The 24,886-nt window shown below is 62.9% G+C and carries 22 protein-coding genes; 14 read left to right on the top strand and 8 right to left on the bottom strand.

Features of this window, described 5'->3' with window-relative positions; translation table 11 throughout:
- On the top strand, nt 1–468 hold a 468-nt coding region (locus AC3WLP_RS18635), incomplete at its 5' end, for a DUF6708 domain-containing protein (RefSeq protein ID WP_492576188.1).
- Between the two features lie 79 nt (nt 469–547).
- On the opposite strand, the gene AC3WLP_RS18630 is transcribed toward AC3WLP_RS18635, so the two are convergent.
- A complete protein-coding gene (locus AC3WLP_RS18630; RefSeq protein ID WP_064490993.1) occupies nt 548–1,471 on the bottom strand; it encodes a LysR family transcriptional regulator in 924 nt (307 codons plus the stop codon).
- A gap of 268 nt (nt 1,472–1,739) precedes the next feature.
- Between AC3WLP_RS18630 and AC3WLP_RS18625 the strand changes: the two genes are divergently transcribed.
- The 8 genes from AC3WLP_RS18625 (at nt 1,740) to AC3WLP_RS18590 (ending at nt 9,606) form a co-directional block, all read left to right on the top strand.
- Nucleotides 1,740–2,183, top strand: coding sequence for an acetyltransferase (locus tag AC3WLP_RS18625; RefSeq protein ID WP_003247287.1), 444 nt, complete (start codon nt 1,740–1,742; stop codon nt 2,181–2,183).
- 19 nt (nt 2,184–2,202) lie between these two features.
- Nucleotides 2,203–3,027, top strand: a complete 825-nt coding sequence (locus AC3WLP_RS18620) for an AraC family transcriptional regulator (RefSeq protein ID WP_004577449.1) — start codon at nt 2,203–2,205, stop codon at nt 3,025–3,027.
- A 108-nt stretch (nt 3,028–3,135) separates the two neighbouring features.
- Nucleotides 3,136–3,522 carry a cupin domain-containing protein gene (locus AC3WLP_RS18615; RefSeq protein ID WP_029611773.1) on the top strand — a complete coding sequence of 129 codons (387 nt, stop codon included), beginning with the start codon at nt 3,136–3,138 and terminating at the stop codon, nt 3,520–3,522.
- 169 nt (nt 3,523–3,691) lie between these two features.
- Nucleotides 3,692–4,402, top strand: a complete 711-nt coding sequence (locus AC3WLP_RS18610; protein ID WP_014753977.1) for an AraC family transcriptional regulator — start codon at nt 3,692–3,694, stop codon at nt 4,400–4,402.
- 103 nt (nt 4,403–4,505) lie between these two features.
- A complete protein-coding gene (locus tag AC3WLP_RS18605) occupies nt 4,506–5,924 on the top strand; it encodes an efflux transporter outer membrane subunit (protein WP_080580322.1) in 1,419 nt (472 codons plus the stop codon).
- Nucleotides 5,925–6,125: 201 nt separating this feature from the next.
- Nucleotides 6,126–7,271, top strand: a complete 1,146-nt coding sequence (locus AC3WLP_RS18600) for an HlyD family secretion protein (protein WP_014753979.1) — start codon at nt 6,126–6,128, stop codon at nt 7,269–7,271.
- A complete protein-coding gene (locus tag AC3WLP_RS18595) occupies nt 7,261–8,775 on the top strand; it encodes a DHA2 family efflux MFS transporter permease subunit (RefSeq protein WP_014753980.1) in 1,515 nt (504 codons plus the stop codon). The genes AC3WLP_RS18600 and AC3WLP_RS18595 overlap by 11 nt, the downstream gene beginning before the upstream one ends.
- Before the next feature lie 93 nt (nt 8,776–8,868).
- Nucleotides 8,869–9,606, top strand: a complete 738-nt coding sequence (locus tag AC3WLP_RS18590; RefSeq protein WP_017147814.1) for a GntR family transcriptional regulator — start codon at nt 8,869–8,871, stop codon at nt 9,604–9,606.
- 53 nt (nt 9,607–9,659) lie between these two features.
- On the opposite strand, the gene AC3WLP_RS18585 is transcribed toward AC3WLP_RS18590, so the two are convergent.
- Nucleotides 9,660–12,743: a MexW/MexI family multidrug efflux RND transporter permease subunit gene (locus tag AC3WLP_RS18585; protein ID WP_070096358.1), complete on the bottom strand. Its 3,084-nt coding sequence runs from the start codon at nt 12,741–12,743 to the stop codon at nt 9,660–9,662.
- Nucleotides 12,740–13,837, bottom strand: a complete 1,098-nt coding sequence (locus tag AC3WLP_RS18580) for an efflux RND transporter periplasmic adaptor subunit (protein WP_012053208.1) — start codon at nt 13,835–13,837, stop codon at nt 12,740–12,742. Before AC3WLP_RS18580 ends, AC3WLP_RS18585 begins: the two co-directional genes overlap by 4 nt.
- Nucleotides 13,838–13,921: 84 nt before the next feature.
- On the opposite strand from AC3WLP_RS18580, the gene soxR reads away from it, so the two are divergent.
- Nucleotides 13,922–14,377: a redox-sensitive transcriptional activator SoxR gene (gene soxR, locus AC3WLP_RS18575; protein WP_004577443.1), complete on the top strand. Its 456-nt coding sequence runs from the start codon at nt 13,922–13,924 to the stop codon at nt 14,375–14,377.
- A gap of 146 nt (nt 14,378–14,523) precedes the next feature.
- Nucleotides 14,524–14,772 (top strand): CsbD family protein, encoded by a 249-nt coding sequence (locus tag AC3WLP_RS18570; RefSeq protein ID WP_003247275.1) that lies wholly within the window; start codon nt 14,524–14,526, stop codon nt 14,770–14,772.
- A gap of 52 nt (nt 14,773–14,824) precedes the next feature.
- On the opposite strand, the gene AC3WLP_RS18565 is transcribed toward AC3WLP_RS18570, so the two are convergent.
- The 4 genes from AC3WLP_RS18565 to AC3WLP_RS18550 form a co-directional block, all read right to left on the bottom strand.
- A complete protein-coding gene (locus AC3WLP_RS18565; RefSeq protein WP_088513123.1) occupies nt 14,825–16,078 on the bottom strand; it encodes an OprD family porin in 1,254 nt (417 codons plus the stop codon).
- Between the two features lie 62 nt (nt 16,079–16,140).
- Nucleotides 16,141–17,445, bottom strand: coding sequence for a CitMHS family transporter (locus AC3WLP_RS18560; protein ID WP_014753984.1), 1,305 nt, complete (start codon nt 17,443–17,445; stop codon nt 16,141–16,143).
- Between the two features lie 114 nt (nt 17,446–17,559).
- Complete coding sequence (locus tag AC3WLP_RS18555; RefSeq protein ID WP_012053211.1) at nt 17,560–18,867, bottom strand: dicarboxylate/amino acid:cation symporter; 1,308 nt, start codon at nt 18,865–18,867, stop codon at nt 17,560–17,562.
- A 71-nt stretch (nt 18,868–18,938) separates the two neighbouring features.
- Complete coding sequence (locus tag AC3WLP_RS18550) at nt 18,939–20,018, bottom strand: 4-oxalomesaconate tautomerase (RefSeq protein ID WP_003247270.1); 1,080 nt, start codon at nt 20,016–20,018, stop codon at nt 18,939–18,941.
- 147 nt (nt 20,019–20,165) lie between these two features.
- Between AC3WLP_RS18550 and AC3WLP_RS18545 the strand changes: the two genes are divergently transcribed.
- Nucleotides 20,166–21,059 (top strand): LysR family transcriptional regulator, encoded by an 894-nt coding sequence (locus tag AC3WLP_RS18545; protein WP_003247268.1) that lies wholly within the window; start codon nt 20,166–20,168, stop codon nt 21,057–21,059.
- A 153-nt stretch (nt 21,060–21,212) separates the two neighbouring features.
- The gene (locus AC3WLP_RS18540; protein ID WP_085983054.1) at nt 21,213–21,932 is read left to right on the top strand and encodes an RHS repeat-associated core domain-containing protein; all 720 of its coding nucleotides are present in this window, start codon (nt 21,213–21,215) and stop codon (nt 21,930–21,932) included.
- 91 nt (nt 21,933–22,023) lie between these two features.
- Here the strand turns inward: AC3WLP_RS18540 and AC3WLP_RS18535 are convergent, their stop codons facing one another.
- Entirely contained in the window at nt 22,024–22,320 is a 297-nt protein-coding gene (locus AC3WLP_RS18535; RefSeq protein WP_014753990.1) for a DUF3144 domain-containing protein, read from the bottom strand.
- Between the two features lie 396 nt (nt 22,321–22,716).
- Here AC3WLP_RS18535 and mtlD point away from each other — a divergent pair, with 396 nt between their 5' ends.
- On the top strand, nt 22,717–24,840 hold the full coding sequence (gene mtlD / locus AC3WLP_RS18530) for a bifunctional mannitol-1-phosphate dehydrogenase/phosphatase (RefSeq protein ID WP_014753992.1): 2,124 nt from the start codon (nt 22,717–22,719) through the stop codon (nt 24,838–24,840).
- Nucleotides 24,841–24,886 lie beyond the last annotated feature (46 nt).

Below are 24,886 nucleotides of genomic sequence, written 5' to 3'. Positions count from 1 at the left end.
GGCAAACAAGGCCAAGGCGGCAGCGAACTGCGTGATGAGTGGGAATTCATCCGCCGTTACATGGAAGAAGGCCCACACGCCGTCCCCCGCCCCCGCCTGAGCACCCAGCTACCCTCACCCCTCCAGGCATTCAGCGCCCAGTTCGAAGGCCTTGGGCGTTTCTTCCGCAAAAGCAGCTGGCTGTTCAAAGTTGCGCTGCTGTTTGTCTGGCCCGCTTTCGTCATCATCGGCACCGGCCACTGGCTCAGCCTGCTGCTGTGCTGGCGACCGCGCTGGCCGAAGGTCATCCGCGAGGCCGGCATGCCCGGCAAGCCGGTCCCCCCCGTGACAACCCTGAACGACTACCCACCCGCAATCCAGGCACGCCTGCTTGCCAACGCCGACCGCTGGCAGCTCAAGCCCGGCAAGCGGCCGGCGAAAAAACCACGCAAGCGCTCTGCACCTCAACAGGCCAACGAAAGTGACTGATCAAACTGCACCCGGCGCGCGGGTACATTTGCGACACCTTCACTTCATCGGCAGCCAGTTGCAGCACGATGCAAAGCCATCATCCCATGACCGCTTCCCGTAGTCCGCCCATGTAGTGCTCCAGGCGACTACGCAGCCAACGCTCGGCCGGGTCGCTGTCGGTGGTGCTCAACCAGACCATGGCCAGCTCCAGTGCAGCAGTCTCGAACGGCAGCGTCTCGGCCTGCAGGTTGCCCCAGCGTTCCATACCCTGTGCGGCATAGTCCGGGCAACAGGCCAGCAGGTCGGTACCGGCCAGAATCGCCGGCAGCGAACTGAACTGCGGCACCGACAACACCACCTTGCGTTCACGGCCGATGTCTTTCAACCAGTCATCGACCACACCCTGGGTGTTGGCGGTTGGCGAAACCTGGACATGCGGGCGTTGGCAAAACTCATCCAGTGAAAGCGGCGTGCTGGACTTGTCGGCCCGCACTACCCTGGCTTGCAGGGTGCGTAGCACCTTGCGTTTGGCATTGGCGGGCAGGCCCTTGGTCTGGCTGATACCCACCGTCACATCGCCCGCCGCCAGCAGGTCCGGAATGCGCCAATAGTCCACATGCTGCACGACCACCACCACGTTCGGCGCCTCCACCCGCAGCGCCCGCAACAGCGGCGGCAGCAGGCCCGACTCGACATCATCGGACAAGCCGATGCGGAAGGTCATCTTGCTGGTCAGCGGGTCGAAATCATGGGTCATGCTGAGGGCGACAGACATCGCATCCAAGGCTGGCGTGAGGTACTTGATCACCTCTTCGGCCCTGGCCGAGGGCTCCATGCGGTTGCCCACTCGAACCAGCAACGGGTCGTTGAACATCGCACGCAACCTGGCCAGCGCGGCGCTGACCGTGGGCTGGGCGACGAACAGCTTCTCCGCGGCACGGGTGAGGTTGCGTTCCTGCATCAGCGCTTCGAACACCACCATCAGGTTGATATCGGCTTTGCGCAGTTCGTTGCGGTTCATGGGTGCTCCCGGGCCGTGCTTGTTGTTCGGGTTCAATTCCGGCATCGACATGCATCCTAGCCGAGTCGAAACCTGCACTGCACCTATGCGATCGCCATTGCCCCCTACTGCGCGACCGGGGTAATCTTCCGCGCTCTTCCCTTCCGGCCTCCCCTGCCGTGCACCGCCCAGGCGTTGACTCGCGAAGCGGTCATTCATGATGCCGACACTTGCATGGCCGCCGCTCACTGGCGCGCCCATCCGACATCAATACACTCAGGATGACACCATGATCATTCGCCAAGGCATCGCTGCAGACTACCCGCAGCTGCTCGACATCTGGCTGCGTGCTGTTCGCGCGACGCACCACTTCCTGCAACCCTCCGACATCGACGCACTGTTGCCACAGCTGCGCGACGTGTACTTCCCGGCCGTCGAGCTGTGGGTTGCGGTAGACACCGATGACCAGCCACTGGGCTTTATCGGCTTCAATGAAAACCATGTGGAAATGCTCTTCGTCGACCCAGCGCACCACCGCCAGGGCATTGGCCGTGCACTGCTGGATTTCGGCCGCCAGTCACGCAGTGCGATGAGTGTCGATGTCAACGAGCAGAACCCACAGGCAACAGCGTTCTACCAGCGCTATGGCTTCGTCCAGACCGGCCGTTCACCGCTGGATGGCGAAGGTCGCCCGTTCCCTTTGCTGCACATGAGCTTGCCCACCCGGGCGTGAGCAGGAGGCACTCACCGCGATGGCCCGTAAAGCGAAGCCCCTACCGCCGTCCGACTGGGTCATCCGTAGTGCCCAACCGGGCGGTATCGAGCGTATCGAAGCCTGGTTCGGTAGCCACGGCTACGACCCGCATCGCCACGATACCTATTCGATCGGCCGCACGCTGGCCGGCGTGCAAAGCTTCCACTACAAGGGTTCGCTGCGCCACGGCATACCGGGCAACACGCTGGTGTTGCACCCGGACGAACTGCATGACGGCATGGCCGGCACCGACGCAGGCTTTCGCTACCGCATGGCCTACGTCGACCCGGCACTGATCCAGAACGTGCTGGGTGGTCAGCCTTTGCCCTTCATCGCTGGCGGGCTGTCCAGCGACCCTCGCCTGTACCACGCCAGCGAAGCGTTCGTGCAGGCAGTGGACCACGCGCTGGAGCCATTGGAAGAACAGGACGCCCTGTATGACCTGGCGATCGCCTTGCGGGCCGTCGGCGGCAAGCCGCGCGGGCGCAAGCGCCTGGATTACCAGGCAGCCGAACGCGCCCGGGCCTTCATCATGGAACACCTGCATGTGGGCATAACACTGGACATGCTGGAACAGGCCAGCGGCCGCGAACGCTGGAGCCTGTCGCGTGACTTTCGCACGCTGTACGGCACCAGCCCCTATCGCTTTGTCACCCTGCGCCGCCTCGACAGCTTTCGCCGAATGATCCTGGACGGCTTCACCTTGGTCGAGGCAGCCCTTGCCGCAGGCTTTCATGACCAGAGCCACATGACCCGGCACTTCACCCGTTGCTACGGCGTACCGCCCTTACGCTGGCTGGAGCGTTTGCGAGCGTCACGCTGAGAAACCGCAGTCGCCCGCGTATCCCGTGGGAGCAGGCGTGCAGGATCGTACAAGAACCGGACTCGCCCGGCGCGATAGGCTGACCACTCCACTTTCCGAGGAACTGTCATGCCTGAGTCCCGTCACCCACACCCCTCCCTGCCAGTGAACCTGGTCCACAAGGCAGCGCTTATCGAACAGCAATGGAGCCCCAGGGTCGTTGCCGAGATGAACGATTACCAGTTCAAGGTCGTGCGCATCGAAGGCGAATTCATCTGGCACGCCCACCCGGAGACCGACGAAGCATTCCTGGTGCTGGAAGGCACGCTGCGTATCGACCTGCCGGATGGCTGCGTGCATGTGAACCCTGGGGAACTCTATGTGGTGCCACGCGGCGTCGAGCACCGGACCGCCGCGCAAGGCGAAACGAAACTGATGATGATCGAACCTCGGGGCATTCTGAATACCGGTCATGAAGGGGGGGAGCGCACAGCACAGAGCGATGTCTGGATTTAACAACATTCACCACTTTCAAGCTGAGGCCTCTAACTTCACAGCAATAATTAGCCATAAACAATCGCCTTATTGCGATTTGTAACCATGGCAATTCACTCGCCGCCCACACTTCGCAACCCGGCACAGGTTCGCCTCGATATAATTGGATCCAATAACGAGGATAACCTGCATGCAAGCACTGGAAATGGACTACGGACACGGCGATGAAGTGGCCAGCCACTGCCACGGCGAAGACCAGCTGATTTACGCCGCCAGCGGCGTGATGCGGGTCAGCAGCGAGGGCGGCAGCTGGGTGATCCCCGGCGGGCATGCCTTGTGGATGCCTGCGGGGGTCAGCCATGCCATCCGCATGGAGGGCGTGGTCTACCTGCGCACCTTGCTGCTCGATGCCCACATCGAACGCTGCCAGGTCATCGTCGTGTCCGGCCTGCTGCGCGAACTGATCCTGGCGGCGTCACGGGTGCTGAACCTGCGCGACGGCGCGCATGCTCGTGCGCTGATCTTGTTCGAACTCGCCGCCGCCCGGCGCATCGATGCCTTCGTCCCGACGCCGCAGCACGCACGCCTGCGTGCCTGGTGCGAGCGCTTCCTGCAGGACCCGGCCCAGGACCTGACCCTGGAGCAATGCGGCGCACAACTGAACATGAGTGCCCGCAGTGTGGCCAGGCTGTTCCAGCGCGAGGTGGGCATGTCGTATGGCCAATGGCGCGCCCGTGCCCGGGTGATGCTCAGCCAGCAGTGCCTGGCCGATGGCAAGCCGATCCTGAACGTTGCGCTGGAGCACGGCTACCAGAGCGCCAGCGCATTTACTGCCATGTTCAAGCGCATCCTCGGCCATGCACCGAGTGATTGGCAAAACGGTACCGCGCGCGAGCACTGAGCCTCAGGTTGTCCCGCTTGCGCGCAGGGTTGTCCCGCTTGCGACAGCGACGCCCATGCAACCCTCGTTAACCTCGCATCACGACCTTTGAGCGACAATCGTGATGCCCTTACTGCACTCATTTCCAGGCCCTGCCCGGCTTGCCACAGCCCTCGGCATGCTCGCTGCACTCGCGGCGTGCGGCCACCAACCCACGCCAGCCGAACCACCTCCAGCGCTGCAGGCAGACCCGCTGGCGAACATGCCGGCCAGCGTCAGCAAACAGCCCCTGCCCGAACGCTGGTGGGCACTGTATCAAGACCCCCAACTCAACCGCTGGGTACAGCAAGCCCTGGCGCACAACCAAGGCCTGGCACAGGCCGAGGCCAACGTGCAGGCCATGCTGGCCGGCATCGGCGAGTTCGACGCCAGGCGCTGGCCGTCTACCGCGATGGGCGTTGCCGCTACCTATGGAAGAACCGCCAATGACCAGACGCTGGCCGAGGCGACCGACAGCAACGCGCCGTCACAATGGCAATTCAACCCGGGCATCGAGCTGGCCTATCAGGTGGATATCTGGGGCCAGGTACGCGCCGCCATCCAACGTGCCCGGGTGCAAGCCGAAGCCAGCGCTGCGGCACTAGACCTGGTACGCCTGCAGGTAGTCGCCCAGACCACCCGCGCCTACATCGACCAGTGCACCTACGCGGCCCGCCTGGAGGCAGCGAAGCAGGCCTTGCAAACCCTCGACCACAGCGTGCAACTCAGCCAGCGTCAGCGCCAGGCCGGTGTGGCCACTGCCCTCGACAGCGAGCGCCTGTTGGGCTTGCGGGAGCAGGTGCGTGCGCAACTGCCGATGCTCTCAGCCCGGCGGCAGATGGCGCTTTACGAACTGAGCATGCTCAGTGGCCAGGCCTCGGTGGCCGAAGCCAGGACCTGCGTAGCCATCCCCACGCTGTCGGCGCCGCTGCCGGCTGGCGATGGCTGGCATTTGCTCGAACGCCGGCCAGATGTGCGCCAGGCCGAACGGGAACTGCAGGCGGCCACCCTGGAGACCGACATCGTGCGGGCTGACCTTTACCCAAAGGTCAGCTTCGGCGCTTCGTTGACGTCTTCGGACCATCACCTTGCCAACCTCGGCGCCAGCCGCGCGGTGATGTTCGGCATTGGCCCGCTGATCCGCTGGGAATTTCCCAACCTGCAGGCCAACCGCGCACGGGTGAGCAAAGCCGAGGCATTGCAGCGGGCGCAGGTCGCCCGTTACCACGGCGTGGCGCTGAGCGCGCTGAAAGACGTACGCCAGGCACTGGCCCGCTACGACGGCGAGCGACAACGCTTGCAGGCGCTGGACGCAGCCCTGGTGCACAGCCAGCACAGCTTTGCCCTGGCCCAGGGTAACTACCGTGCCGGCACCGTGGACGGGCTGGCCCTGCTCGACAGCGAGCGCGAAATGATCAGCCTGCGGGCCAGCCACACAGAAGCCCGAGGGCGCCTGGCGCAAGCGCAGGTAAACCTGTTCCGCGCGCTGGGCGGGCGGTGGTAGCGAGAAGCAAGACCAACAGCGAGCACCGCCCACTGTAGGAGCGGGTTTACCCGCGAAGAATACACCGCGGTGGATGGCACGGGCTTCGCCCGTGTTCGCGGGCAAGCCCGCTCCCACACGCGCCAGCTTTTAGAAATTGAGCAAGACAGTTGCTCCCACAACGGACAGCCAGCAGGCCCAATTCGAGAATGGAAACCAACCATGAATGTTGCCGTAGACAAACCCTCACCCGCCGAAACTGAACAGCGGCCGAGCGCTAGAAGCCGTCGCCGCCTGGCAGTCATCGCCAGCGGCAGCCTGGCCGCAATCACCCTGCTGGCCTTCACCTGCTACTGGTTAAGCACCGGCCGCTACCTGGAAACCACCGACGATGCCTACGTCCGCGCCGACTGGGTGGCCCTGAGCCCACGCGTGGCGGGCTACGTAGCCAAGGTCGAGGTGGCTGACGACCAGCCGGTAAAAGCCGGTGATGTGCTGGTGCGCCTGCAAAACCGCGACTACCGCGCCCGCCTCGACCAGGCCCGGGCTGGCGTGACCGAGGCACAGGCGGCACTGGCCGCCGCCCAGGCCAGCCAACAGGTAGCGACCGAGCGCATCGACCAGCAACAGCAAGCCATCCTGCAGGCCGAGGCTGTCGTGCGCAGCGCCACCGCCGAACAGCACCGCAGTGAACTGGATGTCCAACGCTACCGTGGCCTGGTGCGTGACGATGCAGCGACCATGCAGCGCCTGGAAACCGCCAGCGCCCATGCCAGCCAGGCACAAGCCGCGCGGCAAGGTGCCCAGGCCGCGCTGCGCCAGCAACGCGCTCAACTGGCCATGGCCAAGGCCCGGTCAGCCCAGGCCGAGGCCGAGCTGCAACAACGGGCAGCGGCCCTGGCACGCGCCCTGGCCCACCAACAGCTTTCCGAGCAAGACGAACAGGACACGGTGATCCGCGCGCCGATCACCGGCGTGGTCGGCCAACGCCGCGTACGCACCGGCCAGTACGTGGTGCCGGGCCAGCCGCTGCTGGCTGTGGTGCCCCTACAGCAGGCCTATGTAGTGGCCAACTACAAGGAAACCCAACTGGCCCGCATGCGCCCTGGGCAACCGGTAGAAATACATGTCGACAGCTTCGCCAGCCAGCCACTGCATGGCCATGTGGCCAGTTTCTCGCCAGCCTCGGGCAATGTCTTCGCCTTGCTGCCGTCGGACAATGCCACCGGCAATTTCACCAAGATCGTCCAGCGTTTCCCGGTGCGCATTTTGCTCGACAAACCGTTGGATGGCCCGCAGGTACTGCCCGGCATGTCGGTGGTCAGTACAGTCGACACACGCCCCGCAGAGGTTGCCGATGCGCACTGAGCAAACGGTCTCGCTGCGTGCCTGGGTAGCGGTGCTTGGCGGCCTGTTCGGCTGCTTCATGGCGGGTATGAACGTGCATGTCACCAGCGCCGCACTGCCGGAAATCCGCGGCTCGCTGGGTGCCAGCTTCGAGGAAGGCTCATGGATTTCCACCGCCTACCTGGTGGCGGAAATCGTGATGATTCCACTGACGGCCTGGCTCGTGGAAGTGTTCTCGCTGCGCCGGGTGATGTGGACCGGTTCGCTCATATTCCTGATCGCCTCGGTAGCCTGTTCCTGGGCGCCCAACCTGGAGGCGATGATCGTAATCCGGGTGATCCAGGGGGCTGCGGGCGCGGTGCTGATTCCCCTGTCGTTCCAGTTGATCATCACCGAACTGCCGGCCAGCAAGATGGCCATGGGCATGGCGCTGTTCAGCCTGGCCAACAGCGTGGCGCAGGCCGCCGGGCCGTCGATTGGCGGCTGGCTGACCGATGCCTATTCGTGGCGCTGGATCTTCTATCTGCAACTTTTCCCCGGCATTGCGCTGCTGCTGGCCATCGCCTGGTCGATCGAAGCCAAGCCGATGAAGCTCGAACTGTTACGCAAAGGTGATTGGCTGGGTATCGCGGCCATGGTGATCGGCCTGGGCGGCTTGCAGATCGTGCTGGAAGAAGGCGGTCGGCTGGACTGGTTCGGCTCGCCGCTCATTGTCGGCATGAGCGTGGTCGCTGCCATTGCGTTGGTGGTGTTCGTGGTGACCCAGCTGTTCGGCCAGCGCGCGTTCATCAACCTGCGCTTGCTCGGGCACTACAACTTCGGCGTTGCCAGCGTGGCGATGTTCATCTTTGGCGCTGCCACGTTCGGCCTGGTGTTCCTGGTGCCCAACTACCTGTCGCAGTTGCAGGGGTTCAGCGCGCACGACGTGGGCGTGGCGCTGATCGCCTATGGCGTGGTGCAGTTGCTGCTGGCGCCGTTGATGCCCCGGCTGATGGGCTGGACCAGTGCCAAGTTCATGGTCGCCAGCGGCTTTTTGATCATGGCGCTGGGCTGCTGGCTGGGGGCTAGCCTGAGCGCCGACAGTGCCGACAACGTGATCATCCCGTCCACGGTGGTGCGCGGTATTGGCCAGCCTTTCATCATGGTTGCGTTATCGGTGCTGGCGGTGGCCGGGCTGGACAAGCGTGAAGCCGGCTCAGCCTCGGCGGTGTTCTCGATGTTGCGCAACCTGGGTGGCGCCATCGGTACGGCCGGGTTGACGCAACTGGTGGCGACCCGTGAACGCTTTCACAGTGAGCGCATTCACGAGCAGGTGACGCTGTTCGAGCCAAGCGTGCAGGCGCGTATCAACCAGACGGTGCAAAGCTGGCTGCCGCCTCAGCAGCAAATGCTGGAAGCGTTGGCGGCGACCATTCGACGAGAGGCTTACCTGATGGCCTACAGTGATGCGTTCTACCTGGCGTGCCTGGCATTGGTCGGGTGTGCCCTTGCAGCGTTGCTGCTGCGGGCCAGACAGCAGCATTGAAGGCACTATCGAACTCTGTGGGCGACCGGAGCGTTCGGCATTCGGCCGCTGTTACACTGTCAACCGATGAAATTGGCGAGCCCGAGCAAAGGTATGAACCCGACGCGCTACTCCACCGTGGCAAAGGACCTGATGCAAGCGATTGCCAGCGGTCGCTACCCAGTAGGCAGCCTGCTGCCGACCGAGTTCGAGCTGTGCGACCTTTACAATGTGAGCCGGCACACCGTGCGTGCCGCTATCGACCAGTTGCTCACCCAAGGGCTGGTGTCGCGCCGCAAGCGTGTGGGCACCCGGGTGGAGGCCAGCAGCCCGCGCGGCGGCTATTCGCAGTCGTTAGCCAGTGTGGCTGACCTGGCGCACCTGGCAGACACCCAGCAGCGGGAAATCCAGAACGTGCGCCACTTTGTCGCCGACCTGAGCGAGGCGGCGAGGCTGGGGCTGGTGCCGGGGGAGCATTACTTCTGCGTATCGAGCCTCCGCGTCGACAGGCAGCACCCTGCCGCGCCGCTGGGCTGGACCGACGTATATGCGCAGCGCGACTACACCGCGGTCATCGAACTGGCACGCGAGCACCCCGACCAACTTATTGTCGGGTTGATCGAACAGCACTATGGCCGAGCGATCGCAGCGATCGACCAGCAGGTGCGCGCGGTGTTGCTGACAGCGGAAATGGCCAGGGCGCTGAAGGCAGAGGCGGGCTCACCGGGGCTGAAGATCATCCGCCAATACCGCGAGGAAAATGGTGATCTGATGGCGGTCTCAGAGACCGTGCACCCGGATGACCGCTTTACCTTGGTCACCCAGATGCGCCGCGACCGCTCCCCCGCCTGAACCCGCTCGTACAGGGATGGTGCAACTTTCAGCTAATGAACAGGCCGTTGCGCCTAAAGCGCCCCCAGTTGCCTTTCAGCTTCGACCAACTGCCTCGCCCGCGCCGTGCTCACCCGGTGATCGCGTGCCAGCCAGGCGTAGATCGTCGGTAGCACGAACAAGGTGAACAAGGTCCCCACCAGCATCCCGCACACAATCACCACCCCCAACCCGAAACGGCTGTTGGCGCCGGCGCCGCTGGCGAACAGCAGTGGCAGCACGCCAAAAGTCATCGCCGCCGTGGTCATCAGCACTGGCCGCAAGCGTATTTGCGCCGCACGAACAATGGCGGCGGCACGATCAAGGTTGTCGCGCACCTGAATCTCGTTGGCGAACGCTACCATCAGAATGCCATGCTTGCTGATCAGGCCGATCAGCGTCACCAGGCCAATCTGTGTGTAGATGTTCAGCGTGGCCCAGCCCAGCGCCAGCGGCAGCAGCGCACCGCAGATCGACAGCGGCACGGTCACCAGAATGATCAGGGGGTCGACCAGGCTTTCGTACTGTGCCGCCAGCACCAGATAGATCACCACCAGGGCGGCGAGAAATGCCCACATCAAGGCAAAGCCCTCCTGCACATACTGGCGCGATTCCGATTGCCAGTCGTGGCTGAAGCCCGGTGGCAGCTCGGCGGTGAGCTGTTCCAGAAATGCCACGGCGTTGCCCATCGATACACCCGGGGCCGGGATCGCCTGCAGGGTACTGGCGTTCTGCTGATCGAACTGCAACAGGCGGTTGGGTGCCACTTCGATATCCAGGCGCACCAACGTGGCTAGCGGCACCAGGCTGCCATCTTCGGCGCGCACATACTGCCGGCTCAACGCCGCAGGCGTCAGGCGTTGGTCCTGGATACTCTGCGGGATGACGTCATAAGAGCGCCCGAACAGGGCGAAGCGGTTGAGGTACTGCTCGCCCACCAGCACCCCCAGCGACTCACCAATGGCCTGCATGCTGATGCCCAGGCTCGCCGCCTTGGCCCGGTCCACGCGTACCTTGACCACCGGGTTGTTGTAGTCGAGGTCGCTGTCCACCACGGCGAACAGGCCGCTGTCGCGGGCGCGTTGCTTGAGCACTTCCATGGTCTGGAACAGCTCGGGGTAATCCTGGGCGCTGCGCAGCACCATCTGCACCGGCAGGCCACCGCTGGAGCCCGGCAGCGACGCGACCTGGAAGGCGAAGATGCTGCTGCCCTCGATATCCGCAACGGCCTGTTGCAACTGCGCCTGCACCTGTGCGGCGGAACGCTCGCGCGCCTGCCAGGCGCTGAGGTTGATGCCACCGAAACTGGCGGCCGGGCCGTCGGTACCGTTGATGATCCAGGTGTCGGTGGTTTCGGCAATGGACTTCATCACCTGGTCGAGCTTCAGCGCAAAGCGTTCTGCGTATTCGAGGCTGGCATGCTGCGGCGACTTGATGGCAGTCAGCACCGCCGCCTGGTCCTCGGGTGGCGCCAGCTCGCGCTGTGGCAGCAGGTACAGCCAGGGCAGGCTCAGGCACACCAGCAACGCCACGCCGCCACTGATCCAGCGGTGTGCCAGTGTGTAGGCCAGCACCCGTCCATAGGCCCCGCTCAGCGTACCAAACAACCGATCGGCGAGAGTGGCCATGGCGCCATGCTGCTGACCGGGCTGCAGCAACAGCGAGCTCATCACCGGCGACAGGGTCAGCGCCACAATGCCGGACACGATCACCGCCCCCGCCAGGGTCAAGGCAAACTCACGGAACAGCGTGCCGGTCAGCCCGCCCATCAAGCCAATGGGCGCATACACCGCCGCCAGGGTCAGGGTCATGGCGATCACCGGCCCGGCGATTTCCCGCGCCCCGGCCAATGCTGCCGCGACCGGCGACTTGCCCTCCTCGATATGCCGATGCACGTTTTCCACCACCACAATGGCATCGTCCACCACCAGGCCGATGGCCAGCACCATCGCCAGCAAGGTCAGCAGGTTGAGGCTGAAACCGAACATCAACATCAGGCCCGCGGCCCCCAGCATCGACAGCGGAATGGCCACCACCGCGATCAGCACGCTGCGCAGCGAACCCAGGCACAGCCAGATCACCAATACCACGATCAGCATCGCCTCCACCAAGGTGCGCAGCACTTCATGGATCGACGCATCGATGAAGCGTGCGGTTTCATAGGCCAGCGCCACGTTCACGCCAGGCGGCAAGGTCTGCTGGATCTGTGGCAGCAGCTGGCGAATACCCTCGACGATCACCAGAGGGTTGCCACTGGGCGTGGGGAACAGCCCCAGGTGCACGGCAGGTTTGCCGTCCATGGTGGCACTGGTCTGCGTGGCCGCCGCACTCAGCTCGACGGTGCCGATATCGCGCAGGCGCACCAGGTCGGTGCCATCGTTGCGGATGATCAGCTCCCGGAAGTCTTCGACCCGGGTCAGGTCGGTGTCCACCTGGATATCGGCCAGCACGTACTGCCCGCGCACCTGGCCCGGCGTTGCCTGGTAGTTGTTGGCACGTACCGCCTGCGCCACGTCCGCCGCCGTCACCCCGCGCCCGGCCATCTGCTCACTGTCCAGCCACAGGCGCATGGCCAGGCGCTGCCCGCCGAACGACTGCACCTTTGCCACGCCGTCGATACCGGAGAACTGCGGTTCCACCACCCGCGACAGGTAATCGCTCAGTTCCGGTATCGACAGGCTGTCGCTGGCAAACCCCACATAGGCCACGGCAGTGGAGTCACCTGCCGACAGTTCCACCACTGGGTCGTAGGCTTTTTCCGGCAGGCGATAGCGCACCTGGTTGACCTTGGCCATGGTTTCGGCCAGCGCCTGGGTCGAATCGCGGTTGAGCACCATGCGCAAGGTGATCAGGCTGCGCCCCTGCTGCGACGACGAGGACAGGTAGTCGATGCCTTCGACCGACGACACTGCCTGGGTGATCGGCTGCGTCACGAAACCCTGCATCAACTCGGCGGAGGCACCGGGGTACTCGGTGCTGATGGTAATGGTCGAGCTTTCCAGCAACGGGTACTGGCGGATCGGCAACTTGCCCATGGCAAACAGCCCCATCAGGATGATCAGGCTGCTGACCACCAGCGCCAGCACCGGGCGGCGCACGAAGACGTCGGTAAACCTCACGACTGCCGCCCTCCCTGGCTGGCCTGCAGGCTGTCCTGCGCCACTGGCTCGACCGGCATGCCATCACTCAGTTTCAGCTGGCCGGAAACCACCACACGGTCACCGGGCGTCAGGCCGGAGGTGATTTCCACCCGCCCCTGCCAGCGCTCACCGGTGGTTACCTGCACCCGGCTCACCCGGGTGCCATGCTGCGGGTCCTGGGTCGCGACAAACACCGTCTGCCCATAGGCGGTGTAGGTGATCGCGGTTTCCGGCACGGCCAGCACGGTCGACGGCTGCGCAGCATCCAGCCGCACGCCGGCATACATACCCGGCTGCAACTGCCCTTGCGGGTTCGGCAAGGCCGCCTGTACCTGCACAAGGCGTGCTGTGCTGACCACCGGATCGACCGCCACCACCCGCGCCTGGAAGTCTTGCCCACGCACCGCGTCTACCGTCAGTGCCAACACTTGCCCGGCGTGCACTTCGGGGGCGGCCTGCTCGCCCAAGGCGAAGTTCACATGCAACTGGCTGATGTCGGCCAGGCTGACGATGGTCTCGCCAGCGCCCAGGTACTGGCCCTGATGCACACGGCGGATGCCGAGCTTGCCGGCGAACGGAGCACGAATGGCCTTCTGCGCGATCAGCGCCTCGACATGCTGCAGCTCACCACGGGCCACGTCCACGGCAGTGGCGGCGTTGTCCAGCAGCTCTTGCGACACGGCATTCATCGCGCGCAGTTTGCGGCTGCGCTGCAGCACCACGTCAGCGTTACGCAACCTGGCCTGCAACTGCACGCGAAGGGCCTGCTCGGGCGCGTCGTTGAGCTGCACCAGCAACTGCCCGGCCGCGACTGTCTGCCCCGACTCGAAGGCGATGCGGGTAATACGCCCTGGCATCTCGGCCGCCACCTGCACCTGGTTGACCGCCTCCAACTCCCCCGAAGCAAAGCGCTGCCGCGCCAGTTGCACCTGCTCGGCCGTGGCCAGCGCCACCTTGGTCGCCGGCCACACCGCCGCAGCGGGTGGCGCCGAGCCGCTTCCCACCAGCGCATAGGCAGCGGCCAGCGCACCGGCAACAGCGCCAGCCCAGGCCAGTAACGTCCGTTTGTTCATGCACAGCTCCGATCACAGGGAAAGCGGTTGCAGGGAAGATCGGGCAGGACTATAAAAGCTCAACTTTACTTGAGGTCAACAGGCATGGCAGCGGACAACACACGGATGCTCACAGTGGGTGAAGTGGCCAAGCGCAGCGGCGTGGCGGTGTCTGCGCTGCACTTCTACGAAACCAAGGGGCTAATCGCCAGCGTCCGTACGGCAGGCAACCAGCGCCGCTATCCCTCGCTGGTGCTGCGTACCCTGGCGATCATCAAAGTGGCCCAGCGCACGGGTATTGCGCTGGAGGAAATCAAACAGGCCTTCAGCCGTTATGCCCCCAACAGCAAGCTCACGGCCGCGCAATGGGGCGAGATGTCCACGGCCTGGCGCGAGGACCTGAATGCCCGCATTCGCACACTGGAAGCACTGCGCGACAGCCTCGACAACTGCATTGGCTGCGGTTGCCTGTCGCTGGAGGACTGCCCACTGCGCAACCCCGAGGATGTACTGGGCAAGGAAGGGACCGGGGCGCGGATCCTCGAAAAGAAGGCGCGCTAACCTCGCGCGCTCATGCCAGGTGCGACCCTTTGCCGGCGCGCATCACCTGCAGGTGACAAGCAGTCGCTTTGAACCATTGCGGCGATTCACCGCCCTAACCCTGTGCTGTTAACCCAAAGCCGCTCACAGGAAGGAACTAAGCCATCATGAAACGCGAACAGATCGAAGGTGTAGCAGAGGACCTGGCTGGCAAGGCGCAAAGCGCCGTAGGTCGCCTGGTCGAAGACCCGGCGCTGGAAGCCGAAGGCGATGCGCGTCAGGCCGCAGGCCAGGTGACCAAGACCTACGGCGACACCCTGGACACGGTGTCCTCGTTCGTCAAGGAAAAGCCCTTCGCCGCACTGGCCATCACCGCCGCCGTCACACTGGTGGTGTCTCGCCTGCTACGCCGCTGAACCACGGCGCCTCAGGCGTTTCAGGGCCGGATATCTTGTCCGGCCTGCGCCATCACCAGATGGCGATATCGTAGGTCAGGTAAAGGCGATTGCTGTCTCGGCCGCGGGCGAAATCTGATCGATACACATAGTTTCGCAGCTTTACGCCCAGCCCTTTCAGCGGCCCGCCCTGCACCACGTAGGCAATCTCGGCGTCACGCTCCCATTCTTTGATGCCCTCGTTACCTGAGCGGCCATTGTCGCCACTCAGGTAGCGCGTCATGAAGGTCAGCCCCGGCACCCCGGCGGCAGCGAAGTTGTAGGCGTAGCTGGCCATCCAGGTCTTCTCTTCCTCTTCGATGAACTTGCCGATGCCGACGTTGCTGAACGAATAGACCGTTGCCCCACTGATATACGGCAGCCCCGCTTCACCATCGAGCACCTGGTAACCTGCGCCGACGGTATGCCCGGAGTGGGCGTACGACAGTTGGCCGCTGAACATGTCGTTGTCGATGCCACCGCCATACGCGGTACCGCTGTCGCGGCTTTTGAAGTAACGCAGGTCGGTGGTCAGCACGCCGCCGCCCAGCGGCAGGTCGTGCACCAGCCCGGCGAAGTCCTGGCGGTAGAAATGCTCGAGCTCGCCATGGAAATAACTCAGGCGCAGTTGCTTGCTGACGGCATAGTCAGCACCGGCGAAGCTGAAGTCGCCAGACGCTGGGCCGCCATACCCGTCCAGGTACAACCCGGTACTATTGGATGAGTCGCGCTGTTTGAAGCGGTCCAGGTGGCCAGCGGTAAGGGTGAGGTTGTCGATGTCGGTGCTGGTCAGCTGGGTTCCCTGGTAAGTCTGCGGCAGCAGGCGTGCATCGTTGTACACCAGTACCGGCGTCTTGGGCAGCAAGGTGCCGTGCTTGACCACGGTGCTGCCCAGGCGGGCTTTGGCCGTGATACCGGCGCTGGCGAACTCATCCGCCGCGCGGCCATCGTCATGCACCGGCAACAACCCTGTACCGCTGCGCCCACGGCCGGAATCAAGGCGTACGCCCAGCAGGCCCATGGCGTCGACGCCCAAGCCCAGGGTGCCTTGGGTAAAACCCGACTGGTAGTCGAGCAGAAAGCCTTGAGCCCACTCCACCCGTTCGCTTTTGGCAGTGGCGGCGGCGCGCGCGCTCATGCCCTGCTCGTCGCGGAAGTTCTCGTTGAAATACACGTTGCGTAGCTGCAGCTTGAGCTTGCTGTCTTCGATGAAACCGGCGGCACCGGCCACAGGCAGCCAGCCGCACAGCAGGCCACAAGTGGCCCCACGGAGAGGAAATCGGGACATAGTGGTTACTCTGTTGTTGTTCTTGGGTGAGTCAGGGGGCGCCGAGCGGCGCCCTGGGTGCTTCAAACCATGAAGGACAAGGCGCCGGTCAGCAGCGCCAGCGCTGTGATCACCAACGAGGTGAGCACGGCCCATTTCACGGTGGCTTTCTGGAAGTCGCCGATGTCGCGGTCGACCATGCCCACCAGCAGCAGGGTCGAGGCTACCAATGGGCTCATCAGGTGCACCGGCTGCCCCAGCACCGAAGCGCGGGCGATCTCTACAGGGTCGATGCCGTACGCGGCCGCGGCATTGGCCAGGATCGGCACAACGCCGAAGTAGTACGCGTCGTTGGACAGCACGAAGGTCAGCGGCATGCTGGTCAGCGCCACCACCAGCGGGAACCAGTGGCTCCACGCATCCGGAATCCAGTCCACCAGCGTCTGGGCCAATGCATCGACCATCTTGGTACCCGAGAAAATACCGGCAAAGATGCCTGCGGCGAACACCAGCAGCACCACGGTCATGGCGTTGCCCGAATGGGCGAGGATGCGCTCTTTCTGCAGGTCCAGCTGCGGGTAGTTGATCATCAGTGCGGCGACGAAACCGATCATGAACAGGATGGCCGCGTGCATCAGCCCCAGCACCAGCGCGGTCATCACGGCGATCACCAGCACCAGGTTCACATAGGCAAGGCGCGGGCGTTTGTGCGGGTTGTCGCCAAGGATTTCCTTGATGTAGCAGTTGCCGCCACCGGACTCCAGGGCAATATTGCCGATACGCCGGCGCTCGGCACGGCCCAGCAGGTAGGCGGTGAACACGACCCACGCCGCCCCACCGATGACGGTGGGCAACATCGGAATGAAGTACTCGGTCGCATCCAGACCGAGCGCGGCAATGGCGCGGGTGGCGGGACCACCCCACGGGCTCATGCCGCTCATGATGCTCAATGACAGCATCGATACGGTCGCCAGGATCATCGGGTTCATGCCGATGCGCTTGTACAGCGGCAGCATGGCAGCGCAGGTAATCATGTAAGTCGTGGTGCCATCACCGTCCAGCGCCACAAGCAGCGACAGCAGAGCGGTGCCGATAGCGATCTTGATCGGGTCGCCATTCACCCGCTTGAGAATCTTGCGGATCAGCGGGTCGAACAGGCCGGCGTCGATCATCAGGCCGAAGAACAGGATGGCGAACAGCAGCAGCGCGGCAGACGGTGCGACCATTTTCAGCCCATCGAGCATCATCTTGCCCAGGTCTGGCGCGAAACCGCCAATAAGGGCGAAAACAATCGGCACGATGGTCAGCGCGACGATCGGTGACAGGCGTTTACTCATGATCAGGTAGGTGAAGGTCACCACCATGATCAGGCCCAGAAGTGCGAGCATGGTTTGTTCTCTTGTTTTTATTGTCTATGTGGCCCCCTGCAGCGCAGACGGCCCCCTGACCCCCACCCGGCAACGCCTGGTGGGGGCCTGTGAAAAGCTTGAGGGTGTCGAGGCTCAGCCGTGGCGGTGTGGTTCGGCGACCCAGTCGGCCGATTCAGCGACGGGGGTGACCACCGGCTCGCCGTTCAGGCGGCTGTGCAACGTCTGGCGGTCACAGGCGTTTTCCGACAGCGATACCACCACCGTCGCCACAGCGTTGCTGGCAAGACTCGTCAGCGCACGGGCTTCCGACATGAAGCGGTCGACCCCGATCAACAGGGCCAGGCCGGCCAGGGGAATGTCATGGATCACGGTAAGGGTCGAGGCCAAGGCCACGAAACCACTGCCGGTGACACCTGCCGCGCCCTTTGAGGACAGCAGCATGATCGCCAGCATGGTGACCACCTGGCCCAGGCTCAGGTCGATGTTGCAGGCCTGTGCGATGAAGACGGCTGCCAACGACAGATAGATCGCAGTACCGTCCAGGTTGAACGAGTAGCCAGTGGGCAGCACCAGGCCAACCACGCCTTTCTTGCACCCAAGCTTCTCGAGTTTCTCGAGCATGCGCGGCAGCACCGGCTCGGTGGAGGAAGTACCCAGCACGACGAGGAACTCTTCGCGGAAATAGCGCAGCAACTTCCACAGGCTGAAGCCATGGGCGCGGCAGATGCCACCGAGCACCACCAGCACGAAGAAGGCGCAGGCGATGTACAACGTCCCCACCAGCTTGGCCAGCGCACCAAGGGACGTAATGCCGTACTGGCCCACGGTGAATGCCAGTGCGCCGAAAGCGCCGACCGGGGCAAAGCGCATCAGGTAGCCGAAGATGCGGAACACCATGGTCGAGGCCGACTCCAGCACGTCCAGTACCGGCTTGCCCTTTTCGCCCATCGACGAGAGGGCGAAACCGCTGAGTACGGCGATGAACAGCACCGGCAAGACCTCACCCTTGTTGAAGGCACCGATGAAGGTGTCCGGGATGATGTGCATGAAGAAGTCCACCACGCTCAGCTTGGCGGCCGACGCGGTGTACTGGCTCAGGCCCGCTGTGCTCAAGGTAGCAGGATCGATGTTCATGCCGGCACCTGGCTTGAACAGATAGACCGCCGCCAGTCCGATCACCAGGCTGACCACCGTCAAACCCAGGAACAGCAGCAGGGTCTTGCTCATCAAGCGCCCCAGGGAACGCTTGTCGGTCATGCCGGCGATGCCGGTGACGATGGTGCAGAACACCACCGGCGCGATCATCATCTTGATCAGCTTGATGAACGCATCACCCAGCGGCTTGAGGGCCACGGCCTGTTGCGCCCAGAAGTGTCCGACCACCACGCCCAGCAGGACGGCGCAGAGAATCTGGAAATACAGCGATTTGGCGAGTCTCATGGCATCACCCATTGTTGAAATTGTGCGGATGCGCTTGTTACGAATGAGCAGGTCTGGATTGGTGCCTGGAGCTACCCGGCCAACCTGCGGAATGTAGGGGCGTAGACGAACCCTGAGAAGAGCCGTCGGGCGGTTCGCACCACCGAAGCCTGGATCGTCTGGCCCTCGGCACCGCTGCGCGTCAGCGCAACATCGATGCCGCCACTTGGGTGCTCCAGGCGGACCTCGGCCAGTTGCTGCGCGCCTTCGCCCAACAGGTCGGCAATCACGGTGCCAGGGCTGACGCAGGCAGTCGCCAACCCCACCGCTCCCGTGATCGCCAAGGCACGATGGCAGTTGTGCGGCATGAAATAGCGAACCTGCAGCGTGCCGTCGTAGCGCGGCTTGGACACCAGCACTGGCTTGGGGATGACCATGCCACTGACATCGCCCAGGCCCATGGCCTTTCCGGCCTTCAGCCGCAACGCTTCCAGGCGTTCGAGCAGCGCGCTGTTGGCGTCCAGCTGAGCCGGGGTTTCCGAGCCGCTGACACCCAACTGGCTGGCCTCCACCACCATCATCGGCATGGCCATGTCGATGCAGGTCACCGGCACGCCATCAATCACGTCCTGGGCCTTGCCCGTGGGGAACAGCTTGCCGGTCTTGCTGCCGACCGCGTCGAGGAAGGTCAGGTGCACCGGGGCGGCAGTGCCCGGCACCCCATCGATCGCCGTACGGCCTTCGTAGCGCACGATACCGCCGGGCGTTTCGACCAACGAATTGACGAAGGTGCCAGTGTTGAGGTTACGGATGCGCACCAAGGTCTTGCCTTCCTGGCCTTTTACCAACCCCTGTTCGATGGCGAATGGCCCAACCGCACACAGCATGTTGCCGCAGTTGGGGGCCGTATCGACCCGGCGCTGTGCGACCATCACCTGCACGAACAGGTAGTCGACGTCGGCGTCGGCGTGCAATGACGGGCTGATGATCGCCACCTTGCTGGTCTGCGGGCTGCCGCCACCGATGCCGTCGATTTCCAGCTCATGGCCAGAGCCCATCAGGTTGATCAGCAATTCGTCGCGCTCGACCACATTGGCAGGCAGGTCCCAGGCGTGGAAGAACGGCCCTTTGGAGGTACCGCCGCGCATGAGTACGCAAGGAATTCGTTGCATGATTTCGCACTCTTGTTGATCAATGGACATCATTGATGCTGTGAGCAAAAGAGTGACAGGGATGGATAAATCAATCCAATGCAAATATCGTAGCTATTATTGCGATTCAGACATAAATAAAGCGCCAGGCCAGTCGAAGGTTTTCTTATGGAATATGAGCTGCAAGACATCAGATCTTTCGTGAAAATCGCCGAACTTGGCAGTTTTCATGAGGCCGCCGAAGCGCTTCACCTGTCCCAGCCGGCCCTGAGCCGGCGGATCAAGAAGCTGGAGGAAGGCCTGGGCACCTCCCTACTGGAACGCACCACTCGCCGGGTCAGCCTGACCAGCGTGGGCCGCGACTTCCTGCCCAAGGCCAGGCGCCTGCTGGATGATTTTGAAGACTCGATCCTCAGCATCCGCGAACTGGCCGAGCGCCAGACCGGTCAGGTTACCCTCGCCTGCATCCCTACCGCGGCGTTCTACTTCCTGCCGTCGGTGATCCGCGATTACAACGAGCAATACCCGAAAATCCGTATTCGCCTGCTGGACCTTAGCGCCAACGACGGGCTCGAAGCCGTGCTGCGCGGCGAAGCCGACTTCGGCATCAACATGATGAGCGGCCAGCACCCGGACATCGAGTTTGTCTCGCTGGTGCAGGAGCACTTTGTACTGGCCTGCCGGCGTGACCACCCACTGGCGAACCGCGCCTCCGTTACCTGGACAGAGCTGGCTGATTACCGCCTGATCGGCGTCGGCCGCCTGAGTGGCAACCGCATGCTGCTGGACCATGCGTTGTCCGGGCTCAACCTGCGGCCCAAGTGGTTCTACGAAGTGCAACACCTGTCCACGTCGCTGGGCATGGTCGAGGCCGGGCTGGGCGTGTCCGCCATGCCCAGCCTGGCCATGCCCAATGCCGACCACCCCACGCTGGTGAGCGTGCCGTTGATCGAGCCGCAAGTCACCCGCACGCTAGGGCTGGTGTACCGGCGCGGCGCATCGCTGTCGCCGGCTGCGGAGAAATTCGTTTCGATCCTGCTGCAGAAATGGCCAAATCGCTGAAGGAAGCGGCGCGCACAAAATCTAGTAAAACTGCCAGTTGCTAATAAAGGCTGTCTGCAGCAGGTTATGTGCAGGCGCACTGTTAGGAAGCATTCTGACGTGAAACACACAGGTGAACACTTTAATTACCGAATATTTGTCGACGAGAGGCGAATGAAGAAACAGCCGCTGTCGTATACAGCTTACGGGGAACTGTGGGCCAGGCCAGACGCGTGCTTAGGGTACAATGGCGAGTGGAAGGACGAGATTTTACAATCGTATAGTCTTGGCCAGGGTCATCGCTACTATAGCCCTGCCTTGATGCGATTTCTCAGTCCAGACGCGTTGAGCCCGTTTGGGCAGGGTGGGGTAAATACATACTGTTATTGCCTGGGCGATCCGGTAAACAGGCATGACCCATCAGGCCGGATAAGCATCATTAAGCTAATGATGCCTTGGCGTAAAACAGGTCTTACTCAATTTCTGAAACAACATAAGATACCTAAGGAGACACTCAAACCATTTTTAAAATACTGGAAAGGAAACTTTTCAGTGTACAAAAAGCAGGAAGATGGGACCTACAAACACTTCTTGATAAAAGCAAAAGGCAAAAAAGGGAAACATGACGCTCTTCCCCATCCTGTCCTGCGCGATCAACTTGCGGGCAAGATTGTTTACACAAAAGGTGATTTAAGAATCGACCCATGGCTGGATGACGGTCGCGAGAGAAACTATGCTCGTGTTGATAAATATTTTGAAGAGTATGGTTTTGAAAGGGTCACCTACCCTCCTAAATTGCTCACAAACACCGCCCCTGCACAGCCACAACAGAACGAACCCGTTGTTAATGGGTTGTCAGAATCATTGGTTCTCGCTTTACGCAGAGTTCCATAAGGCATAAAGTGAAAGCAATGCATCAAAAGGCCTACATGCACGATAATTCACGCGTTTCATTGGATGAAACTTTCGCGATCTCGCACAGAAACTAGTCGTTCTTACCCAGCATGTACCGGTCAAAATGCTCGATATGCTCATCGAGGTTGTCCTCGAGCATCATCCGGTACTGATCGCAGAAGTACTTCAGAATCTCTTCCCGTGCCGCGCCCAGCTCCGCGCCGTTCTTGAAGCTGCGGGCGCTCATCCAGGCGCTGAAGCGCGCGGCACCGAAGGTCAGCGAGGCGCTGACCTTGCCCAGGTCTTCGAACTTTTCGATCTGCTGGTTCGCCAGTTCGATGTGCGCATCGGCGCGATCGTAAAAGGCCTGGTCGGTAGCTTGGGTCATTGGGGTTCACCTTGTTGCGCAATGCGAGCGGGAGGCCAAGCCTTGCATGTCGCGGCGCATACGTGCAAGGCTGAAAAAGGATCACCCATGACGAAAAGGAAGCAAAGCACCTCATGCTTGGAATCACACGTATCCATCGCTATTTGCGCCCACTGCCTGCAAAACCGACTGCAGCCAGTGGGCGTGACCTCAAGGCCAAACGCGCCACCCGCCTCACCTCAACGGTTGCCAACCTCCTCTGCACGCCCCGCTCCGCCCCGCCTTACCTCTGCGTCACTCCTGAGCGTCCCCCTGTCGAACGTGTGCCCCCGACCTGACTGCCTGCACTGCAGCTCACACACCGTTCTCGCCTGTTGCAGGCGGGATGCCTGACGCAACGACAAGGGGCAACAGCCAATGCTTTTCTTTCACGGTAAACACATTTTCAGCGCCATCTTCGATATGGATGGCACCCTCTTCGACACCGAGCGCCTGCGCTTCAAGACACTCAAGCAAGCGTCTCTGGAAATCTTCGGCAAAGCGCTGAGCGAGCAGACCTTGATTGGCTCGCTGGGCCTGAGCGCAAAAAAGGCCGAAGCCCTTGCCAAGGCGCATAACGGCGACGACTTCCCGTACGCCGAAATCCGCCAACGCGCCGATGAACTTGAGCTGGAGTACGTGCGCAATCACGGCGTACCGATCAAGGCCGGCCTGCTGGAGGTGCTGGAGCGCCTGCGCAAGTCGGGCCTGACCATGGCAGTGGCCACCTCCAGCCGCCGTGCCATCGCCGAGGAATACCTGATCAACGCCAACGTGCTGAAGTACTTCGACATCACCGTTTGTGGCGATGAAGTCGGCCAAGGCAAACCCCACCCCGAGATTTTCCTGAAAGCCGCCCGCGCGCTCAATTGCGAGCCGGGCCAGTGCTTCATGGTCGAGGACTCGGAAAACGGCATGCTGTCAGCGATGCGCGCCGAAGGGCAGGCGATCCTGATCGAGGACATCAAGCCGCCTGCGCCGGAAATCAAGGCGGGCGCGCTCAAAGCCTACCGCAGCATGCATGCGTTTCTCGCCGACCTGAGCGAGTGCGTACCCGACCTGGGCATGCCTGCATTGAGCGAGCCGTTCCCGGCCTCGATGAACCAGTTCAGCGTGGGCATTCATGGTTTCGGCGCCATCGGCGGCGGTTACCTGACGCAGGTATTTTCCCATTGGGACGGCTACACCCGACCGCGTGAAATCATTGCCGCAACCCGCTCGCGCATGCTGCGCGAAAGCGTCAGCGCCTTCGGCCGCTACAGCGTGCGCTACGGTGCCACATCGTTCGACCAGACCATCGACAACGTGCGCATGATCGACATGGACGATGACGACGCGGTCATCAGCATGTACACCACTGCCGAAATCATCGGCCTCAGCCTGCCCGAGCAGGCCATCAGAAGCCAGGCCAGGGTGATCGCCCAAGGCCTGCTGCAACGCTTCGAGCGCCGAGGCCGCGAGCTGACCCTGCTGATCGTGCTGAACAAGGTTGGCGGTGCGGCGTTCGTGCGGCGTCATGTGCAAGCCGAGCTGGCGTTACTGTGCCCGCCTGCGATCAGCGAGCAGGTTTTGCAGAAGACCCATTTCGCCGAAACGGTGGTCAGCCGCATCGTGTCCAAACTGGGCAATGACGCGCTGGTGCGGCAACTGCGCATCAAGTCGCAGATGTTCCAGAACAGCCTGGAAGACGAGCCCGCAAGCACCTGCAAACCTTCAGCGCCGCTACCGGAGTACGAACGGCTGATCGGCCACTTCAGGCCCTTTGCACAGCCCAGCAGCGCCATGAGCCAGCTGCATCTGGTGCTGTTCAACAGCGAAGCCGACATGCCGCTTTACGCCGAACGCGGCAGCGATCTGCTCGAACGCCTGCGCCAGGTGAAGACAGTGCCAGACATCGCCCAGATCCAGATCATCAAGAACCGCCTGTGGAACGGCCCGCATGCCATCGTGGCCTGGTACGCCAGCCTGCTGGGCCATGCCTGGGTCGGCCAGGGCATGGGCGATGCGCGGGTGAGTGAGTTGGCCGAGCGCCTGATTCGCCAGGAGGTCGCGCCCGCACTGGTGGCCGAATACCCACAGATGGCCGAGGTGGTCAGCCGCTTTGCCGAGGCATTCCTCGAGCGCTGCAAAACCTCGTTCAAAGACCCCTGCGCCCGGGTAGGCCGCGACCCCTTGCGCAAGCTGCAACGCAACGAACGCATCCTCAGCAGCATCGACCTTGCCCGCAAGCACGGTATTGCAACCCCGGCCCTGGCGTTTGGCGCCGGGCTCGCCATTCACCACGCCCTGAACTGCAGCAACAGCAAGGACCTGGAAAGCCAGGCAATCAGGCAGGTTTACCTGGATAACCAGGAAAGCGTCGAAGCCGTGCTCACCCATGCCAACAAACCGTTCCCCGGGTTGTGCCCCGTCAAGGACGCGGAACTGATCGCTGCCATCCGTGAAGGCTTCCGCCAATTGCCACAGCCAGCTTCGCGCCACGCGGTTGCTGTAGGCTCATAACCAGCCCTGGCCGGGACACCGTGGGCGCGGGTTGCGCCTGCGTCCC

Source organism: Pseudomonas sp. FW305-E2 (assembly GCF_058782925.1).
This window is presented reverse-complemented; position numbering and strand designations above follow the sequence as displayed.

Excerpts from the sequence above, each read along its gene's own strand:
- AC3WLP_RS18610 (WP_014753977.1), top strand. The coding sequence starts at position 3,692 with ATGCAAGCACTGGAAATGGACTACGGACACGGCGATGAAGTGGCCAGC.
- AC3WLP_RS18540 (WP_085983054.1), top strand. The coding sequence starts at position 21,213 with ATGAAGAAACAGCCGCTGTCGTATACAGCTTACGGGGAACTGTGGGCC.
- AC3WLP_RS18600 (WP_014753979.1), top strand. The coding sequence starts at position 6,126 with ATGAATGTTGCCGTAGACAAACCCTCACCCGCCGAAACTGAACAGCGG.
- AC3WLP_RS18615 (WP_029611773.1), top strand. The coding sequence starts at position 3,136 with ATGCCTGAGTCCCGTCACCCACACCCCTCCCTGCCAGTGAACCTGGTC.
- AC3WLP_RS18550 (WP_003247270.1), bottom strand. The coding sequence starts at position 20,018 with ATGCAACGAATTCCTTGCGTACTCATGCGCGGCGGTACCTCCAAAGGG.
- AC3WLP_RS18565 (WP_088513123.1), bottom strand. The coding sequence starts at position 16,078 with ATGTCCCGATTTCCTCTCCGTGGGGCCACTTGTGGCCTGCTGTGCGGC.
- AC3WLP_RS18560 (WP_014753984.1), bottom strand. The coding sequence starts at position 17,445 with ATGCTCGCACTTCTGGGCCTGATCATGGTGGTGACCTTCACCTACCTG.
- AC3WLP_RS18570 (WP_003247275.1), top strand. The coding sequence starts at position 14,524 with ATGAAACGCGAACAGATCGAAGGTGTAGCAGAGGACCTGGCTGGCAAG.
- AC3WLP_RS18545 (WP_003247268.1), top strand. The coding sequence starts at position 20,166 with ATGGAATATGAGCTGCAAGACATCAGATCTTTCGTGAAAATCGCCGAA.
- AC3WLP_RS18535 (WP_014753990.1), bottom strand. The coding sequence starts at position 22,320 with ATGACCCAAGCTACCGACCAGGCCTTTTACGATCGCGCCGATGCGCAC.
- AC3WLP_RS18580 (WP_012053208.1), bottom strand. The coding sequence starts at position 13,837 with ATGAACAAACGGACGTTACTGGCCTGGGCTGGCGCTGTTGCCGGTGCG.
- AC3WLP_RS18605 (WP_080580322.1), top strand. The coding sequence starts at position 4,506 with ATGCCCTTACTGCACTCATTTCCAGGCCCTGCCCGGCTTGCCACAGCC.
- AC3WLP_RS18595 (WP_014753980.1), top strand. The coding sequence starts at position 7,261 with ATGCGCACTGAGCAAACGGTCTCGCTGCGTGCCTGGGTAGCGGTGCTT.
- mtlD (WP_014753992.1), top strand. The coding sequence starts at position 22,717 with ATGCTTTTCTTTCACGGTAAACACATTTTCAGCGCCATCTTCGATATG.
- AC3WLP_RS18555 (WP_012053211.1), bottom strand. The coding sequence starts at position 18,867 with ATGAGACTCGCCAAATCGCTGTATTTCCAGATTCTCTGCGCCGTCCTG.
- AC3WLP_RS18590 (WP_017147814.1), top strand. The coding sequence starts at position 8,869 with ATGAACCCGACGCGCTACTCCACCGTGGCAAAGGACCTGATGCAAGCG.
- AC3WLP_RS18630 (WP_064490993.1), bottom strand. The coding sequence starts at position 1,471 with ATGAACCGCAACGAACTGCGCAAAGCCGATATCAACCTGATGGTGGTG.
- AC3WLP_RS18620 (WP_004577449.1), top strand. The coding sequence starts at position 2,203 with ATGGCCCGTAAAGCGAAGCCCCTACCGCCGTCCGACTGGGTCATCCGT.
- AC3WLP_RS18625 (WP_003247287.1), top strand. The coding sequence starts at position 1,740 with ATGATCATTCGCCAAGGCATCGCTGCAGACTACCCGCAGCTGCTCGAC.
- soxR (WP_004577443.1), top strand. The coding sequence starts at position 13,922 with ATGGCAGCGGACAACACACGGATGCTCACAGTGGGTGAAGTGGCCAAG.